Annotated in this window: 6 protein-coding genes and 1 pseudogene; 1 reads left to right on the top strand and 6 read right to left on the bottom strand. The window is 38.8% G+C overall.

Going from position 1 to position 19,664, the window contains the following annotated elements; all coding sequences use genetic code 11:
• Positions 1 to 123: 123 nt before the first annotated feature.
• From asnS to O3664_RS07305, 3 genes are read right to left on the bottom strand one after another with little or no spacing between them, the layout of a single operon-like run.
• Positions 124 to 1,467, bottom strand: a complete 1,344-nt coding sequence (gene asnS / locus O3664_RS07315; protein ID WP_000167160.1) for an asparagine--tRNA ligase — start codon at positions 1,465 to 1,467, stop codon at positions 124 to 126.
• A 22-nt stretch (positions 1,468 to 1,489) separates the two neighbouring features.
• Positions 1,490 to 2,668, bottom strand: coding sequence for a pyridoxal phosphate-dependent aminotransferase (locus O3664_RS07310; protein ID WP_261099967.1), 1,179 nt, complete (start codon positions 2,666 to 2,668; stop codon positions 1,490 to 1,492).
• Positions 2,665 to 3,153, bottom strand: a complete 489-nt coding sequence (locus O3664_RS07305) for a DUF5590 domain-containing protein (protein WP_192852018.1) — start codon at positions 3,151 to 3,153, stop codon at positions 2,665 to 2,667. Before O3664_RS07305 ends, O3664_RS07310 begins: the two co-directional genes overlap by 4 nt.
• 359 nt (positions 3,154 to 3,512) lie before the next feature.
• On the opposite strand from O3664_RS07305, the gene O3664_RS07300 reads away from it, so the two are divergent.
• Positions 3,513 to 4,058, top strand: a complete 546-nt coding sequence (locus O3664_RS07300) for an NADPH-dependent FMN reductase (RefSeq protein WP_020903472.1) — start codon at positions 3,513 to 3,515, stop codon at positions 4,056 to 4,058.
• Positions 4,059 to 4,259: 201 nt separating this feature from the next.
• Here O3664_RS07300 and O3664_RS07295 read toward each other — a convergent pair whose 3' ends face one another.
• The 3 genes and pseudogenes from O3664_RS07295 to O3664_RS07285 form a co-directional block, all read right to left on the bottom strand.
• Positions 4,260 to 11,891: an SIALI-17 repeat-containing surface protein gene (locus O3664_RS07295; RefSeq protein ID WP_371613829.1), complete on the bottom strand. Its 7,632-nt coding sequence runs from the start codon at positions 11,889 to 11,891 to the stop codon at positions 4,260 to 4,262.
• Positions 11,892 to 12,160: 269 nt separating this feature from the next.
• Positions 12,161 to 16,063, bottom strand: coding sequence for a YSIRK-type signal peptide-containing protein (locus O3664_RS07290; protein ID WP_371613828.1), 3,903 nt, complete (start codon positions 16,061 to 16,063; stop codon positions 12,161 to 12,163).
• 123 nt (positions 16,064 to 16,186) lie between these two features.
• A pseudogene (locus O3664_RS07285) lies at positions 16,187 to 19,664 on the bottom strand (hypothetical protein); the annotation flags it as partial.

The raw sequence follows: 19,664 nt of genomic DNA, 5'->3' as shown, positions 1-19,664 counted from the left end.
ACGTTTTATATCCAAAATATGTATTTTTCTATATATATATATATATATTAATCTTATTTTTAAGTGATTTCATTTTTAAAAAAAGTAAAAGGCCGATTTGACCTTTTACTTTCATCTCATTATTTAAGGTTTGATACGGTGCAACATACGTGGGAATGGAATAGCTTCACGAATGTGTTTTGTTCCTGCTGCAAAGGTTACCATACGTTCAATACCGATACCAAATCCTCCGTGTGGAACTGTACCGTATTTACGAAGGTCAAGGTAGAATTCATACTCTGTACGGTCCATACCAAGTTCATCCATCTTAGCAACAAGGGCATCGTAGTCTTCCTCACGCATAGAACCACCGATGATTTCTCCGTAGCCTTCTGGAGCAAGCAAGTCTGCACAAAGCACGCGCTCTGGATTTCCAGGAACTGGTTTCATGTAGAAGGCCTTGATGGCTGCTGGATAGTTCATGACAAATGTTGGCACACCAAAGTGGTTTGAGATCCAAGTTTCATGTGGTGAACCAAAGTCATCACCATGCTCAAGATGTTCGTAGTCAGCATCTTCATCATTCTCATGTTCTTGCAAGAGGTCAATGGCTTGATCATAAGTGATGCGTTTGAATGGCTCTGCAATGTAGCGTTTCAAGAGTTCTGTATCACGTTCCAATGTTTCCAAGGCTTGAGGAGCACGGTCAAGAACACCTTGAAGAAGAGCTTTTACATAAGCTTCTTGCAAGTCAAGCGACTCATCATGTGTTAAGTATGAGTACTCAGCATCCATCATCCAGAACTCAGTCAAGTGACGGCGTGTTTTTGATTTTTCAGCACGGAATACGGGACCAAAGTCAAAGACACGACCAAGAGCCATCGCACCTGCCTCTAGATAAAGCTGCCCTGATTGGCTCAAGTAGGCTGGAGTTCCGAAGTAGTCAGTTTCAAAAAGTTCAGTTGAATCTTCTGCCGCGTTTCCTGAAAGGATTGGACTATCAAACTTCATGAAGCCGTTCTTGTCGAAGAACTCATAAGTTGCGTAGATGATAGCGTTACGGATTTGCATCACCGCTACTTGCTTACGGGAGCGTAGCCACAAGTGACGGTTGTCCATCAAGAAATCTGTTCCATGTTCTTTTGGTGTGATTGGGTAGTCTTGAGATTCACCGATCACTTCGATGTCTGTAATGTCCAACTCATAGCCAAACTTAGAACGTTCGTCTTCTTTAACAATACCTGTCACATAAACAGACGTTTCTTGGCTCAAGCGTTTGATGACATCAAACTTCTCAAGCCCCACTTCTTCACCAAATTTCTCTACAAAGTTTGGTTTAAAGGCCACACCTTGGAAGAAGGCTGTTCCATCGCGCAATTGCAAGAAGGCGATTTTCCCTTTTCCTGATTTGTTGGCAACCCAAGCACCAATCGTCACTTCTTGACCAACATAGTCTTTTACATCGATAATCGTTACACGTTTTGTCATTATTTTTCCTTTTCTTTTTCTTTTATTTTTCCATAAATGCTTTCAAGCGTTTAACTGCTTCTTTAAGCGTGTCTAGGTCTGTCGCATAGCTGAGGCGGACATTTTCTGGCGCTCCAAAACCTGCTCCTGTTATGAGTGCCAAACCAACTTCCTCAAGAATAGCTGTTGTAAAGTCAGTCACATCCGTATAACCTTTCATCTCCATGGCTTTTTTAACATTTGGAAAGAGGTAGAAGGCTCCTTGTGGCTTAACGACTTCAAAACCAGGGACCTCACATAATAGCGGATAAATGGTATTGAGACGCTCCTCAAAAGCTTTACGCATGGTATCAACAGAATCCTGTGGTCCTGTTAAGGCTTCGATAGCCGCATATTGAGAAACAGATGTCAAATTTGAAGTTGTTTGTCCCGTCAATTTACTCATAGCTGCAATGATTTCAAGATTACCTACCGCATAACCAACTCGCCAACCCGTCATAGCATAGGCCTTAGATACACCGTTGATAACAATGGTTTGCTTACGAATTGCTTCTGATAGACTTGAGATTGGAACAAATTCATTTCCATTATAAACAAGGCGACCGTATATATCATCTGCTAAAATCAGAATGTCATGCTCAACTGCCCAATTTCCGATAGCTAGTAATTCTTCACGAGTATAGATCATACCAGTCGGATTAGATGGTGAATTGAGAACCAAAACCTTTGTTTTATCTGTCCTAACTAGTTCTAGTTGATCCACTGTGACTTTAAAATCATTGTCTTCTTTAGCTTGAACAAAGACTGGAATCCCTTCTGCCATCTTGACCTGATCTCCATAACTAACCCAGTATGGAGTTGGAATAATAACCTCATCTAAAGGATTGATTACAGCCATAAAGAAAGTATAGAGGGAGAACTTGGCACCTGTAGCAAAGGTAACCTCGTTACTTGCGACAGAATAGCCATAGTAGCGCTCGAAGTAGGTATTCACCGCAGCTTTTAATTCTGGTAGACCTGAAGCTACTGTATAGAAGGAAGCCTGTCCTTCTCGAATAGCTTTAACTGCTGCATCCTGAATATTTTCAGGAGTGTGAAAATCTGGTTGTCCCAAGGTCAAGAAAAGGACATCCTTACCTTGAGCTTTTAATTTTTTTGCTCTCGCATCACTAGCTAAAGTGACACTTTCTTCCATTTCTAAAACACGGTTGGATAGTTTCATAGGCCCTCCTTATTGACCAATGCTCCTGTTTCAAAATCTACTAGATAAAAATCAGAGCCTGACTTGACTTCCCAGATTGGCTTGTCTTGATAACGGCCAAAGGTAATCTTGTCAATCTCGCCAGCTCCTTTTTCCTTAGAAACCGCTTCTGCTTTTTCTTGTGAAACACCCTGATTTAGCTGATAAACGTAAATCTTATGGTCATCTTTTCCAATCAGGACAGCAAGTGCTTCTTGTTTTTTATTACGACCAAGAACGCTATAATAGGATTCCAAGCCATTGTATAAGTCAACCTGATCAGCCTGCTCTAATCCTGCATACTGCTGAGCTAATTTTTCTCCTTCACTTTTAGCTGTTTGATAGGGTTTCATGCCAAGAGAAACCAGATACAGAAAGGAAGCACTGATAACCACAAACAAAATCGTCATCCCTAGACCATACTGCCACAGTAGATTATTTTTTGCTTTTTTTTGTCTTTTTTTCACTCGTCTATTTTACCATCTATTAAACTTTATTACAAGTGAATATAAGAATACTCTTCGAAAATCAAATTCAAACCACGTCAGCTTCGCCTTGCCGTACTCCAGTACAACCTGCGGCTAGCTTCCTAGTTTGCTCTTTGATTTTCATTGAGTATAAGCAACCAATTCTATTTCTTCCTTCAAAGCAAACCAGAATCCAAAAAACAGTTCTTACTTTTCCAGTAGCAAGTGACTAAGTTTCAGCAATTTTATAATTTTCAAATAAACTCTGAGCAAATTTCTTGCAAGTCCTTTTGTTTTATTGTAATATATTTCATAACAACGAAAGGATTCTCGGAAATTTAAGAAAAAGGAGATATATCATGTCTAAAAAAGTATTATTTATCGTCGGATCACTACGTCAAGGTTCTTTCAACCACCAAATGGCTCTCGAAGCTGAGAAAGCACTTGCTGGTAAAGCGGAAGTTAGCTACCTCGATTATTCAGCCCTTCCTCTCTTTAGCCAAGATTTGGAAGTTCCAACACATCCAGCTGTAGCTGCTGCTCGTGAAGCGGTTCTCGCTGCGGATGCTATCTGGATCTTCTCTCCAGTCTACAACTTCTCTATCCCTGGTACAGTGAAAAACTTGCTTGACTGGCTATCTCGTGCCCTTGACTTATCTGATACACGTGGTGCTTCTGCCCTTCAAGACAAGTTTGTCACAGTATCATCTGTAGCTAATGCCGGTCACGATCAACTTTTCGCTATTTACAAGGACCTCTTGCCATTTATCCGTACGCAAATCGTTGGTGATTTCACTGCTGCACGTGTTAATGACTCTGCTTGGGCAGACGGAAAATTGGTTCTTGAAGAAACAGTCCTAAACTCACTTGAAAAACAAGCTCAAGATTTGGTCAATGCGATCTAGTCATCACTAATCGTTATTTTTAAACAGACTTTTAGTCCTATATATCAAAAAACTAGTCAATTTATCAACAATTGAATGACTACTTCTTGAAATACGAAAAAAGAACTAGAGTTCTCACAAATGAGTGATGTTTCTAGTTCTTTTTGATTTACAAAGACTTCATGTAGGGAAAGCTACCAAGGATCAGATGAGATCATCTATTTAAGCTTCCTCTTCATCGTCTTTTTTCTTTTTGGCAAATAGCAAACCAAATGCGCCAAGAAGAGAGAGAACTCCTACTGTACCTGTAGTACGGTCTTCTTGTATACCAGTATTTGGCAATACTGCTTGAGTTTGAGAAACGGATGGATTCGTTTCTGACACTTCATTCTGCAATTGAGCAGGCATTGCAACTATTTGACTTGGTTGTCCAGCCGCTTGAGTAGCTGGCACCTCAGTAGGGGTAGCAATATCCGGTCTAGGATTTGTATCATCAGATGGTGTAGCTGGTCTTTGTTGACCGTCACCTGTTGGTCTGACTGGACTCACTTTCCTGAAGATGTGAGTTACAACATCACCTTTAGTTTCTGTTCTTACAAATACATACCCTTCAATTTCACCATGTTCAAATGCTTCATTGGCTTCACCTAATACCTTTGGTGCTTTGGCATCCGCTGGTTTCAATTCTTTTCCATTTTCATCAACCCACTTGGTGATCATCAGTTGAATTTTAGATACTTCTACTGGATCAGGAAGCTCACCATTTACACCTCCATTGAATTCTGGGACTTCATGTGTTGGTGAATTTGGTGTATTCGCTCCGCCATTAAACTCTGGCAAGATTTCTTGAGTTTCCGGTTCTCCATTGACACCACCTGCAAACTCTGGAACTTCATGAATTGGTGAATCTGGTGCGTTCACTCCGCCATTAAATTCAGGGTTTTCCGAAGTTTCTGGCTCACCTTTTGCATATGCAAATACCAATTTATCTCGAGAAATTTCATGACTTACTTTTGTTTCCGGATCTGTAATTGTTACATTTCCTTTTGAATCAACTGTTACATCTTTTCCTGGATTTGCTTTTGTCACTTTTTCTTTCACTTTATCTTGTTCTTCTGGACTTAAGTTCTCAGGATTTTTCACAGGTACTTTTTCCATCGGAACTACTGGACTGAAATCTTCTGGATTCACAGTAATTACAACATTAACATCTTCTGTACTTCCATCTGGATACGTTACAGTTACAACACCTTTTTTCTCCCCATGTTTTGAAGTATCTGGAATTTTTCCATCTTTCCATGCGATTGTTGTGCCACTTGGTAAGCCTGTCTTATCAACACTGTCTTCTGCGTTTGGCACAGTTCCGTTATCCACCGTTTGTGCTTTTGGCTGTGGATTGTAATCGTCTTTTTGTGGCGTTACTTCGACTGTTACCGTCACTTCTTCCGTACTCTTATCTGGGTAAGTGATTAATACTTTTCCTGTCTTACTTCCTGGTTTACTTGTGTCTGGTTGTTCTGACCAGCTATAGTTTGTTCCTTTTGGTAAGTCATTTGTATTAATACTTTTCTCTGGATCTGGTACTTCGTTGTGACGAACAGTTTGGTTCGGTTCTTTTGCCGTTGGGTTGAAGGTATCTTTTTGTTCTTTTACCCTTACTGGTACTTCTACTTCATCTTCCGTTCCATCTGGATAATGAACTAAGGCTACTCCTGGATGACTGCCCGGTGTGCTGACATCTGGCCTTGTCTTCCATGTAACAGTTGTGCCTTCTGGTAAGCCGGTTTTGGTTACACTTGTTTCTGGATCTGGTACGTGTCCATTGTCCACTTCTTGAGGGATTCCAGTTGGTGTGTAGTCATCATTTTGAGGCGTTACGTTTACCGTTACCGTCACTTCTTCCGTACTCTTATCTGGGTAAGTGATTAATACTTTTCCTGTCTTACTTCCTGGTTTACTTGTGTCTGGTTGTTCGGACCAGCTATAGTTTGTTCCTTTTGGTAAGTCGTTTGTATTAATACTTTTCTCTGGATCTGGTACTTCGTTGTGACGCACAGTTTGGTTCGGTTCTTTTGCCGTTGGGTTGAAGGTGTCACTTTGTTTCTTAACTGTGACTGGTACTTCTACTTCATCTTCCGTTCCATCTGGATAATGAACTAAGGCTACTCCTGGATGACTTCCTGGTGTATTCACAACTGGAGTTTCTTTCCATGTGACGGTTGTGCCTTCTGGTAAGCCTGTTTTGTTTACACTTGTTTCTGGATCTGGCACATGTCCATTGTCTACGGTTTGCGCAATACCAGTTGGGCTGTATTTTCCACGCATTGACCAAACTGTAATATTTACTAAGATTGATGTCGAATTCCCAGCTTTATCTCTAGCTACTATCGTTACACCATACATTACATTGTCAGAATCAATTCTCGGTACTTCTCTAACACCCTCTTTGAACACAATTGTTCCAGAAGCTTGATCAAATGTTAAGAATGAAGGCATATTATTTACTTCAATCGTAGCAACTCCACTACCATTTGCATTATCTTTTGCCTCAATCTTCATAGGAGGCAATGTTTTATCTAAAGCCGTCATTCCCCAGTTTGTATGTTCTGCTGGTGTTTGAATTGTTGGATCCGTAACATCTTTTACTTTCAATGGAATTGTAACGTCTTGTTCTGAACCATCAATATATGTTACTTTTGCTTGTATTGTTTGGTCTCCATACGCCTCAGTGTTAATTGGTGTTTTGGATTCCACGGTTGCAATTTTAGAATTTCCATTCTCACCTTGCGCATTTGTCGCAGTTACTGCTCCTTTTAACATTTCTGGAGTAACTGATACATTTTGATTTACTTCAATTTGTGTTCCATTCGCTGTAAAATCTTCAATTACTTTTCTCACCGTTACATTTACTGTCACTACATCTTTTGAGCCATCTGGATAAGTGATTTCTACTTCCCCAGTTGTTGCGCCTGGTGTATTTACTACAGGGGGTGTCTTCCATGTTACCTTTGTTCCATCTGGCAAGCCTGCTTTATCTACACTTTTATTAGGATCTGGCACTTGTCCATAACTTGTATTTTGTGAAATTGGCGTTGGAGTATTCTTGGTACTCATTGAAGATACAGTGATTTTCGCAGTTCTTTCGCTGACATTTCCTGCTTTGTCTTCTGCTCGAATGTTTAAAGTAAATTCTTGACTTGGTGTATTCTCAGCTAGTTTTTCTACTGTTTGTTTTCCTGATTTGAATTTAATAGCGTTAGTTGTACTATCATATTCTAAGTAATCAGGCAAGCCTGTCACAGTAACGTTTTTAATTCCACTTCCGTTTTCATTATCTTCCGCTCTTACTTCCATATTTGGTAAAGCTTTGTCTAATGCTGTCATTTCCCAGTTTGTATTTTCTGCTGGTGATTGGATTGTTGGTGGTGTCACGTCTTTAACTTTCAGAGGAATGGTCACTTCTTTAGTTGTTCCATCTTTGAAAGTTACTGTAGCGTTAATAGTTTGTTCACCATAGTTAGCTGTGCTGATTGTAGGTGCTGTAACTGTTGAAATCTTATCTGTTCCATTCACATTTCCTGCTTTTGAAGTTGCAGTTACTTTCGCTTTTAAGTCGTCATTTGAAACTGAATCATTTTGATTTACTTCAATTAGCGTTCCAGTTACTTCGTATTCTGAGCTAAGTCTTTTTACAGTAACTTTTACATTTACGATATCTTTCGAACCGTCTTTATAGATTACTTCTACTACTCCGTCTTTCTCTCCAGGTCCATCTGTTGTTACTGGTGTCGTTTTCCAAGCATAACTTGTTCCTTCAGGTAAGTTTGTTTTATTTACGCTTGTGCCTGCATCTGGAGTTTCACCATAACTTACTGTTTGCTTTTGAGGATTTGCTGTTGCATCATATTTGGTAGTCATTGATTTCACAGTAAACGTTAATTGTGAAGTACTACTATTATTCGCATTATCTGTCACTCGAATTGTAGCTGTATGTGTTTGAGAATCTGTACCAACTGGTAATTTTGGAACTTCTTGAGTACCCTCTTTAAACTTGATGGTTTTATTCGCATCATCATAAGTTAAGAAATCTGGTAAGTCTGTTACCGTTGTTGACCGAACACCACTTCCTCCTGCATTGTCTTCAGATGTTACTTTAATTGGAGAAAATGCTTTATCTAATGCTATTAAATCGATATTCTGACCATTCGCTGGTGTTTGAATCGTTGGAGCCGTTACATCTTTTACTTCTAAAGGAATTGTTACCGTATCCCTTGTATCATCGAGATAGGTTACCGTTGCTGAAATTTCTTTGTTCCCTGTCTCAGCAGTACTAATTTTCCCAACAGGAGTAACAGTTTTCACCTTACTATTACCGTTTTTATTAATTGTCACAGCAGATTTTAAGTCTTGTTCTGAGACAGTATCGTTTTGATTTTTGACAATTTTTGTAGCTGTAGGTTCATACTCATCACTTAGCTTACGAACTTTTACAGTAACCGTTACTTCATCTACTGAATCGTCTGGATAAGTAACTTTCACGACTCCTGTTTTATTTCCAGGTCTATTCGTATCTGGTGCAGATTTCCATGTATATTGAGCATCAGTTGGTAATCCTGCTGTATTCACACTTGTTTTCGGATTAGGAGTTTCACCATGGCTCACTTCTTGAATCGTTGCATTCGCTTGTGGATTATACTTTTCAGCCATAGGCATGTGAGTAATACTAAATGTTCGTTCACTACTATTTCCTGCATTATCTTCCACACGTAATGTTATATTTCTTGTAGTTCGAGTTCTTCCAGACAATTTTGGAACTTCACGTTCTCCATCTTGGAAAACGATGCTACTTGTCGCTTTATCATACTTCAAGAAACTTGGTAAGTTCATTGGAACAATACTCTTTATTCCACTTCCTCCAGGATTATCAGCAACTGCTACTTTAATAGGTGGCAATGTCTTATCTAATGCTGTGATTTCCCATGTTTGATTTTCTGACGGTGTTTGAATTGTTGGAGCAATTACGTCTTTTACTTCTAGAGGAATATCAACTGGATCAGTGGTATTATCCAGATAAGTTACTGTCGCTTTTATGGTTTGTGAGCCTGCATGCACAGTGCTTATAGGCGCTGCAGTAACTGACTTCACTTTACTAGTTCCACCGTTATTCACTGTTACTGCTGCTTTTAATCTATCATTCGTTACTGGATCATTTTGATTCACAGTAATTGTCTTTCCAGTTGGTATATGTTCATCACTTAGTTTACGGACTTTCACGGTTACAGGTACTGTATCTGTTGAGCCATCTGGATAGGTTACAGTTACGACTTCGGTTTGATCCCCAGGGCCTGTTGCCGTATTAGGTTGTGTTGCCCATCCGTATCTTGTACCTGTTGGCAGCCCATTTTTTTGAATACTTGTTCCTGCATCAGGCGCTTCCCCATAACTCACTTCTTGAATTTGAGAATTAGCAACTGCTGTATATTTTTGTGTTTGAGATTGAATATGGAAAGTAATATTTTTAGTCGCAGTATTTTCTTTTTTATCAACCGCTTTAACAGTCACTTGAATACTTGATTTACCAAGTTGGAAATTATTTGGAATAACGCCATTAATTTCAATTTTTGATTTTTTTGCATTGTAAGATAATGGATTCGGTAGATTGTCAACCGTTACAGAGTTACTTTCTTTCAGCCCTACTCCTTTATCATTATCTTGAGCGTGAATATTGATTTCACTAGGTAGTCCTTCTAATCTCGTTAATGTAATATTATCAGGGGCAGTAATTGTCGGTTTAATATTATCTACAATCTCAACTGGGACATTCACAGTTTTCATTAAATGACTACCACGAAGAATTTCGATTTCTTTATGTTGTACACCTGCTGCAGAGGTATCCACATTAGAAGAGCCACCTTTCCAACGAACTGTTAATTCTCCTGGAACTGCTGAATTATCTGAAACTGTCACGTAATTTCTAGCATCCCCTAGTTGACCAGACTGATTCTGATTAATTTTTTTATCTTGTTTTCCTAGAAAATCTAAAACTGTATAAGGAGTTGTTACATCTTTTGTTACTCCATTTTCATAAGTTGTTGTGACAACAACATTTCTTGTCCCTGCTTCTTGCAAGTTAAATGGTGTTTTATACGTTACCTGAGCCGTTGTTGGTACTTCATGTCCTGTTTTTGATCGTACTAATTCTCTTGGATTCGTATATAATTCTTTTGAATCCCCAAAATAAGCAGTCAAACTGGAATGTTTCGCTTCTACATCATTTGTCGCATTTGTTTGAATGGTTTTAGGGTTGAATCCATCTTTAAAATGAATCGTCATTGTTGCACCATCAGCTGATACCTCAGCATGGTCAAAGTCGATATGATTCGCACGATTAACCACATTTGGATGCTCTGCTTTAAATTTTTCAATCAAAGCATTTTTTTCTGTTTCCGTTAAATGACGGACATCATCCACATAAGTTGGCGTTAAATCTCTAACAGTATTACGTTCACTTTGAGGTTTGATAGTCAAAGTATAGGTAATTGTATTTTGTTTATGTGTCCCATTTGCTCCAATTGTAATATGATAAGTACCTGGTGTTACATTTCCACCATCACCTATAGTTCCAACAAGAGCCATTTGCACTTCAGGATTATTTACATTCCAATAGTTAGCAGCAATATCTACTTCTTCTTTCTTTCCTGTTTGGAAATTTTTATAAGCTACACGTAGTTTTAAACCTTTAACTTGATTAAGACCACTTATAACTCCTACTCTTTTTACATAATACGGAGTAGGATCTTCCTCTCCACGTTTAGGGCCATTCGGATATCTTACTAATGGCTCTCCATTTCCTCTTTTACCATATGCTGTCATTACCGAGAATAGAGTATCTGAATTATAAAAAGTTAATTCTTTTTTATTTTCGTTTACTAACGCATTACTACCCTCGTATTTGTTAGCAATTGACGATATCCAAATAGCTCTAAACCCACTCTCTCCCTTACCATCAATTGGTTTTCCATTCCGTGGATCACGTTTCCCAGATTGTGCTCGAGTTACTCTATTAGCTACTTTGTTGCGGAGGCTCTTCGCTTCATTTAGAGCACCATCAACTTCACTCTCAGTGGCTTTTCCCTCAGATAAATCTGCAAATACTTGAAGAGATTTGCTTTCAGATTCACTGAATTCATAACTGATTTCTCCTGCCAGTTGGTTAATTTCTGAAACAAGAGCCTGAACCTTAGCGATCTTTTCTGTTGAAGGATTTTTCTTTTCATCACTATCGTTTGCTTTGTCTGCTTGCTTTTCTTTTTTGTCTATGTCGTTGCTTTTCTCTTCCAGTTGAGCAAATGATTCAGACAAAGCTTGAACTTCTTTATCTATCTCATCCTGACTAGCACCTTCTTTATCCAAGACTGCTTGCGCACGCGACAAAGAGAGATTAAGATTTTCAACTGATTTAGCTGTTTTAGTCTGTAAATCAGTGTTCCTAATCTTTTCAATTAATTCATTTAAAGCAGTTTTATCCACAGCTTTGACTGGATGCTCTAAAGACTTTTCAAGAATTTTTTCTTCTGGAACATGTTCAGAAATCTTATCTGATTCTTTAACAGGATTTTCTACCTGTGGATGATTTTCCACATCGTTTGGAATCTTGTCACTATTCGGATCTTCATCTTTAACTTTAGTTGAATCATTCAGAGACGCAACCATTTCATCAGCATGAACAAGATGTGGATTCTGTATCGTCACTGCTCCGGTAGCCAAAAAAAGAGTGCACCCAAAAAGAAAATGCTTCCCTTTCTTTATCATCCGCCAATTCTTTTGATTGATTCCTTTTCGATTAAAAAACATTAAGAACTCCTTGCTTCAAATTATAAAATTACTTCTTGTATATATTATATTCTTTTATTTCCTTATATGCAAACCCTTTCGATACATAATATATTGTTTATAAGATTTGTTATATTTTTGTAAAAATAATTTACTAATCCAGAAAATTACTAAATTCATTTTATTATCAAAAAATGAGCAACTTTTATATTAAGTTACTCATTTTTATAAACTCTATTTTATTTAGATTATACTATCCTACTAGTTAAATCAGTATTAACACTTTATATTTAGCGATGTCTTCTAGCATGACCACGAGTTCCTGGTCCAGTTCTAATTGGTTTAACTTGTTTACCTGGACGTGAAGGAACATGGTGTACTGGTCCATGATGAGGTCTCGTTAAATGCGGTTTAGGCTGAACACTTGGTTTTGGATGAGTAACAACTACATTTGGTTTTGTAACAACTCCGACTACATGCGTGTGGCTGGTAGTACCAGTATGAATGACACTTGTCACCTCTGAATGAGTTTCGGTCTCATTTGTCGTGATAGTGACAATCGGTGTTGTTGGACCCGCTGTTGCTGCATTTGAGGTAACAGTGGTTGTCGTTGTAGTTGTAGTCGTAGCCGTTCCACCAGGAACAGGTTTTGTTTCTGTTTTCTTATTAACAGATGTTTGTGAAGAAAAATCTGTTGGTTTAATTGCAGCCAAGGCTTCAGCTGGAGTTAAGCTAGGTTTTGAATCAGTAGTCGCTACCGGTTTTGGTTGAACTACAGGTGTTGGTGTAGCTGGAGTAGATACTGCCGGTTTAACCGGTGTTACCGGTGCTGGTGCTACTGGTTTTACTGGAGCTACTGGTTGTGGTGTGGCAACAGGCGCTGGAGTTGCTGGTGTCGAAACTACTGGTTTGACTGGTGTTAATGGTGCTACCGGTTTTGGTTGAACTACAGGTGCTGGCTTAGCCGGAGTTGACACTGCTGGTTTAACCGGTGTTACTGGTCTTACCGGTACAACGGGTTTTGTAACAATTGGTGATGATGCAACAACTGGATTCGGAACGTTCAAAACTGGTTTGATAGAAATTCCATTACCTAGACTAGAAGGAGTTGCTGCAATAGTTGTTACTCCTTGTGGAGTGACATTTGGTTTATGAACAGTCGTATCCACTGCAGCTACTGGTTTATCATCAATTCTTGTGATTTTCCAATTATCATAAATAACTGCACCAGTAACGAGGTTAACTCTCGCTACTCTTTCAAAAACTACAGAACGAACTACATCTTTGAAAGCTTGTTTACCATCTTTTTGGTATTTGTAGTGAATCGTCTGCTTGGTCATTTTTCTCAGTGTATCTAAGTTTTCAACAGATTTAGGCCAAACAGGTGTCAATGCGTCTCCTACTACTAATGGATTTCCAGCAATTGGTTTAGGATCATCTGCTGTGACAGTCACAACTTTTTCGATTAATTGAACTGAGAATACTTGATCAGTTTGTTTTTCACTGTCAAAGCGTTTATCATTAGCATTTGCAAAACCATCATGTACTAATTCATATCCTTGTTTTAGGTATTGATTAATACGATTTTTTGAATTATAAGCAATTGTTTCACCTGGAAGACCAACAACACTGTCCACATTTCCTAAAACCTTAGGACTTGTTTCTGTTTGATTAAGGTATTTAACATACGCCTTTTGTTGAGCAACATAATCATAAACAACATGGATATCAGCCTGTGTCAAATGTCCCTTACTATTAGCAGGTGTTTGCGACAAGACATATACCACACCATCTTTTTCGAAACGCTCAGGAACTTTAGCAGTCACATCATAGTTATTTCCCAATAAGTTAATGAGATTTGAACTCTTATCATGTGGTGTATTGAATGTTTCTAAAATAGCTTGACTTGTTTTATCACGATATTGAATATCAACTTTACCAAATTTAGCTTCTTCGTACACAGCTACCACGTTAGCTTGAGCTCGTGTAATCGTACCAGATGTCTTCGTATTGCTATAAAAACGATCATTTTGTGCGTACTCTTTGAAGACATAATATTTACCATTTGGTGAATGTAATAGATAAGGTGCTGTGATAGATGTTGTTTGAATTCCTTTGTTTTCTTGAACTTCTGTCTCAGTTGTATTTCTCTCCAAAGTAGCTACATAGCTAGTATCAATTTTGGTAGATGGTCTTACAGTAGTGAATTTATCTTGAAGTATACCTCCATTTTCCACCGCTGCAATGGCAGGAAGAAGCATTTTCCCTTGAGTATCAACGAAGCGAACAGCTACATCTCCATATACAAGGCGTCCATCTGTTCTTACCATATCTGGGTTGGCAATTTTCCAGTCAGAGTCAGCAGCTTGTTCGTATTGGTCTGTAAGATTTTTACCTTTGGCATCAACAACTGTCAATGTCCCTGGAACATTTGATTTAAAACCATTTCTAGCTTCATTCAGATAATTAACTGTGTGACTTGTCGGAACACGGTCAACTCCAAAGTCTTTTGTACGTAATACATAGGTTCTTCCAGCCAACATCTTTCCAGAAACGAGTTCAAAGGTTAATTCATTATCAGCAGCCTTAAGAATCTTAAATTTTGCATGTTGACCTGGTTCTTCACGAGGCGCCTCCAAAATAACATTATGACGATTTACCCTTGTTCTTGATGTATCAGGGCTAGTATTTATCATTTCGACATTGTGGGCACCACGTTCAACAAATTCACCGACAGTAGCAAACTTATTGAATTCTGTATCATTGATACGAACGGTGAAACGGGTCCCTGCACTAAAGTTTGATTTCCATGTTCCGATACGAAGAGTGCTGTTATATGTTTTGATACTACCATCATCATCCAACATAACATCACCTGTGAAGTTAGCTGTAGCTGGTGTATCATAAACTTTAGGTGCTCCTATATCTGTTTTAATCACAGTGTAATTCTTAGTGACTACATTTTGACCATTAACTGAAATAACACCAGTTACAGACTTATCCACGTTCACTCGAGGATAACGAATTCCACCTCTGTATTGAAGTTCAAAAGTAACATCATCTAAGCGTTCAATTTCGTCAGTAAAACGGTATGTTGCTTCAATATGACTCCCTTTGTCAACTAAATCCCATGATTCTTTTGTGTCCAAAGCAACGTCACGATCTCCACGTGAAGCCCAGTATGAAAGGCTTCCAGCTTTGGCATTATCATTTTTCTGAACCAGACTCACTCGTTCTGCAAATACTTTACCTTCAGCAACCAATTTTTGAGGAAGATTATTGTCTTGCGGTAATTCCTTCAAACCAATTGTGAAGATATCCCCCTTATGATAGGCACCATTTTTAAATTTTAATTGGAAACGATAATCAGCAATACCTGTTGAAGTCACACGATCCGCCATATCGATTGTACCACTGGCAATAATATTTCCATTATCGATAGCTACATCTTGTGTTTGAGTTGGCGATAGACTAGCGCTAATTTTCTTGCCGTGTCCTGCACGTTGCAACTCAGTATATACTGTTTCAATAGCTGAATACAGTTGGTTTAATTGAGTCTTAAGATTTTCTGCACTAACATATGAATCTTTCAACAAGGATTTTGATTGTGAAATCTGAATTGTTGCTGCCTTAACAGCTTCTTGAACCAAGGCTTTTTCTTCAACTTTACGATCTGCTTCTTGAGCATAACGAACAGCAACTTGATTTAAAACTTCTGCTTCTGATACAACCTGTTCCAAGGTAGTTTTTTCGACTGATTTTTCTTCCTTTACCTTCTCACTTGAAGCAGGTGAAGTATTTTTTTCTTCGCTGGGTTTTACATCTTTAAAAATTAATTCTTTTGAGTCAGAATTTTTTGTCTCAGCTGCCACTTTAGACTCTGCTTCCTTCTTTAGAAGGGCATTGACATCTAATTCTTCTTTTTCCAAAACTGGAGCTTGAAGAGTTGAAGATAATTCTGCTATTTTTTCCTCAGATTTCTCTTGCTTGGTCTCTTCTGGTTTTTCAGAGACTTTTTGCTCTTCTTTTTCAGTGCGATGTGAATCTACTTTCTGTTCATCTGCACTCACATTTGAATAAGTACCAAAAACCATCAAGGCAGCTACAGCAACAGATACTGCACCAAAACTTGATTTTCTAATGGAATACTTGTTTACCTTATTCATTTGATTCCGTTTTACTCTTGAATACATATATTTTCTCTCTAACTTTTTATGATAAAAAAGAGAGTGGAATTGATGCTGTATTGACATACATTCTCACTCCCTAAAACACTACACTTCCAATATTTTGTTGTCTAGAGTTTTATTTTGATTTTATTCATCTCGTTTTGCTTTTCCAACTAAACTGAATCCAGCAAATAGGCCAAGTACTCCTAGAACTTGAGCCATACCAGAAGAGTGACCCGCAGTTTTTGGAAGTTCTTTTTCCTCCTCTTTTGGAGCTGAGTTTGGAGTTGGAACTGCTGATGGCACTTTTGGAGCTGGGGTAGAGGTTGGAACTGGAGTTGGCGTAACTTGTGGAGTTGGGGTTGGAGTCGGAATTGGAGTTGGGGTCGGTACCGGGGTTGGAGTTGGAACCGGAGTTGGGGTCGGTACTGGATCCGGCGTAACTTGTGGGGTTGGGGTCGGAGTCGGAATTGGAGTTGGCGTAACTTGTGGAATTGGTTGAATATTTCTATACGTTACAGTTACAACTTGATTTTCAGTTTCTGCTGTAATTCCTTGAACCGCAACCACTTTAGCAAGATCAGGATTATATCCTGCAATACTTGGAGATACCACTTCGTCAAAACTTGTCACTCCATCTTCAGAAACCCAAGATGTACTTGTAGTCTTACCTGTTACATTATCAATACTTAACATACGTGAAAAGCTTACTTGATCATGGTGATCTTCACTTGCTTTTGTACCATCTTCAAATACATAATGAATCGTTCTTTCCACAAGTTTTGGAGTATCTTTTTTAACAGTGATCTTATGTTTCAATAGGACTGTATATTCTTGAACTTTTGTTTCATCTGTATCAAAAGTTGCATCCGCAGGGAAACCATCTTCCTGTAATAAGTACCCTTTTTCAAGCAACGATTTCAAAACAGTTTCTGTCGTATAGGCAATCTTTTCTCCTGATTTACCAGTAATATTGTCTGTATGAACGACTTCATTCTTGTTATCAACATCTATGTAACGAACAACTGCAACTTGATCTGTCTTGACGTAAGTTACCTTTGTATCTTCACCTGGATTTTCAGGTGTAACACTTGTACGCTCTGGTTTGTAGCCTACAATTTCAGGTACTGCTGTTTCTCCAGCTTTACGAGGATCATTTGCATCATTCAGGTATTGTGGTTGAGGAGCATTTGCAATTACATTTCCAGAAGCATCTACTGGAATGATTTTACCCAAAACTTTATATGTAACTGTATCTGTTGCTTTTGGTAAATCTGGCGTAACTGTCTTAGCACCAGCTTCTGCTTTATCAGCGAAATACCCTATCACAACTGGTACTTTAACTGTTCCATAGGTATGGTCCTTATTTTCCCAAGTTGTTTCTTTAGTCGCTTCATTATATGATCCCTTGAAGACAAAATCATTTTGCACATTATCTTTAGGAGTTGCAGAACCTGCACCAGTAAAGCTTACAGTTTGCTCAGTTTCCTTAGTTAATGAATCAATAATTTCGTTATATGTTACAAAGGTATCTTTTCCGATGCGATCAGGATCAGATTCGTCATTTGGTTCGATTGTCTTGTCAACAATATTATATCCCCAAACAGTTGGTTGCTCGTTATTTAATACATGGAATTTTGGAGCTTCAGGAATTTTTGTTTCTGCTGCTTTTGTTGCATCGTTTGGATCATTATCATAGTACTTATAGAGAGCGTCTTCAATGTTTTGTACAACCTCTCCTTGTTTATTGATATATTGTCCTTTATTATTGACTGCTACAATACGTCCCATTTCTTTCAGGTCAACATTAACTTCTGTATCTTGAGGAGAATTTGGATTAACCTCCATTGTTCCTACTTTATTTACAGTAGCATAAAATTTTGGTGTAACAGGAGTTCGTACAGCTTTGAACACTGCATTCACGGATGAATTTGCTTCTGAATTAGTTGAACTATCTGGTTTTGCTGCAGCAGCGCGCTTACCTCTAGATGAACGGCGTACAGAACGCTCACCATTTTCAGTCACAGTTAAGCCTACTGGAGACACTTGAGAATTATTAACTTGTGTAGCTAAAAGATTCTCTGAAACTGGAGCTACTTCTGACAAAGCTCGTCTGCTTCTAGATGATCTAGCAACTCTTGATTCACCATTATTCGTAACTGATGGTTGAGATGCTACTGGAGCTACAACATCTTGGTTCTTAATTCCAGTAATCTTCCATTGTTCATAATGGATATCACCAGATACCAAATTCACAAGAGCATTTCTTTCATAGCTGATATGTTGATCAATTGTTCCATATGCAGCTTTTCCATTTTTAAGGTAACGGAAGTTAATACGGCGACTTATTGTTTGAGTCAATTTCTCCATTCTCTCAACAGTGCCTGGCCAATTTGGTGTATTTGGTTGTCCCGGATTGACTGGGGTGTTGGGTTGCGGTTTAGGATCTTTCGGTGTTACACGTTCGATACGTTCTGAAAGGGTTACAGTGTAGACTTGGTCACGTGCTGTATCGTAGTCATAAACCTTCGCACCACCTGATGTGAATTCATCGCTGACAAGGTTATAGCCTTGTTTCTTGAATTCTGTGATTTGACTTGTTGTGCTGTAGGCAATGGCTTCACCTGACTTACCTGTCACTTCATCTGTTGTGAGAACACGGTTACCGTTAGTGCTTACATAACGGATAACAGCTTTTTGGGCATCCTTACGATAAGTGACTGTTTCAACACGGTCTTGGTCTTTAGCTTGAACTCCACTTACAGCTGGGATTTCTGATTTATCCGCTGTGTAACCTGCGATAGTTGGAGATACCACTTTATCAAACGTATCATCATTGGTTGTCCAGTCTTGGAAGTCGATATGACCTGTTACCAAGTTGACATTGCTCCAACGTTTGAAGTTCAGTGTTTCAACCACATCATCCTTAGCCTTGCTTCCATCTTCGTAAACATAATGGATGGTACGGCTAACACTTTCCTTGTTATCCAAGTTTTCAACGGTTCCTGGCCAACGTGGGCTATCTGGTTGTCCTGGATTGACTGGGGTGTTTGGTTGTGGAGTTGGGTTATCTGGGTTAACTGGTTCAACACGTTCTGAAAGGGTTACAGTGTAGACTTGGTCACGTGCTGTATCGTAGTCATAAACCTTCGCACCACCCGCTGTGAATTCATCGCTAACAAGCTTATAGCCTTGTTTCTTGAATTCTGTGATTTGACTTGTTGTGCTGTAGGCAATGGCTTCGCCTGACTTACCTGTTACTTCATCTGTTGTGAGAACACGGTTACCGTTAGTGCTTACGTAACGGATAATTGCTTTTTGAGCATCCTTACGGTAAATAACTGTTTCAACACGGTCTTGGTCTTTCGCTTGAACTCCACTTACAGCTGGGATTTCTGATTTATCCGCTGTGTAACCTGCGATAGTTGGAGAGACCACTTTATCAAACGTATCATCATTGGTTGTCCAGTCTTGGAAGAAAATTTGACCAGTCACTAGGTTAATACGACTCCAACGTTTGAAGTTCAGTGTTTCAACCACATCATCCTTAGCCTTGCTTCCATCTTCGTAAACGTAATGGATGGTACGGCTAACACTTTCCTTGTTATCCAAATCATGGACACTA

This window comes from Streptococcus sp. 27098_8_109, from assembly GCF_041432295.1.
In the GTDB taxonomy this organism is placed as follows: domain Bacteria; phylum Bacillota; class Bacilli; order Lactobacillales; family Streptococcaceae; genus Streptococcus.
This window is presented reverse-complemented; position numbering and strand designations above follow the sequence as displayed.

Coding starts and splice junctions, on each gene's coding strand:
- O3664_RS07290 (WP_371613828.1), bottom strand. CDS start 16,063: ATGTATTCAAGAGTAAAACGGAATCAAATGAATAAGGTAAACAAGTAT.
- O3664_RS07295 (WP_371613829.1), bottom strand. CDS start 11,891: ATGTTTTTTAATCGAAAAGGAATCAATCAAAAGAATTGGCGGATGATA.
- asnS (WP_000167160.1), bottom strand. CDS start 1,467: ATGACAAAACGTGTAACGATTATCGATGTAAAAGACTATGTTGGTCAA.
- O3664_RS07300 (WP_020903472.1), top strand. CDS start 3,513: ATGTCTAAAAAAGTATTATTTATCGTCGGATCACTACGTCAAGGTTCT.
- O3664_RS07310 (WP_261099967.1), bottom strand. CDS start 2,668: ATGAAACTATCCAACCGTGTTTTAGAAATGGAAGAAAGTGTCACTTTA.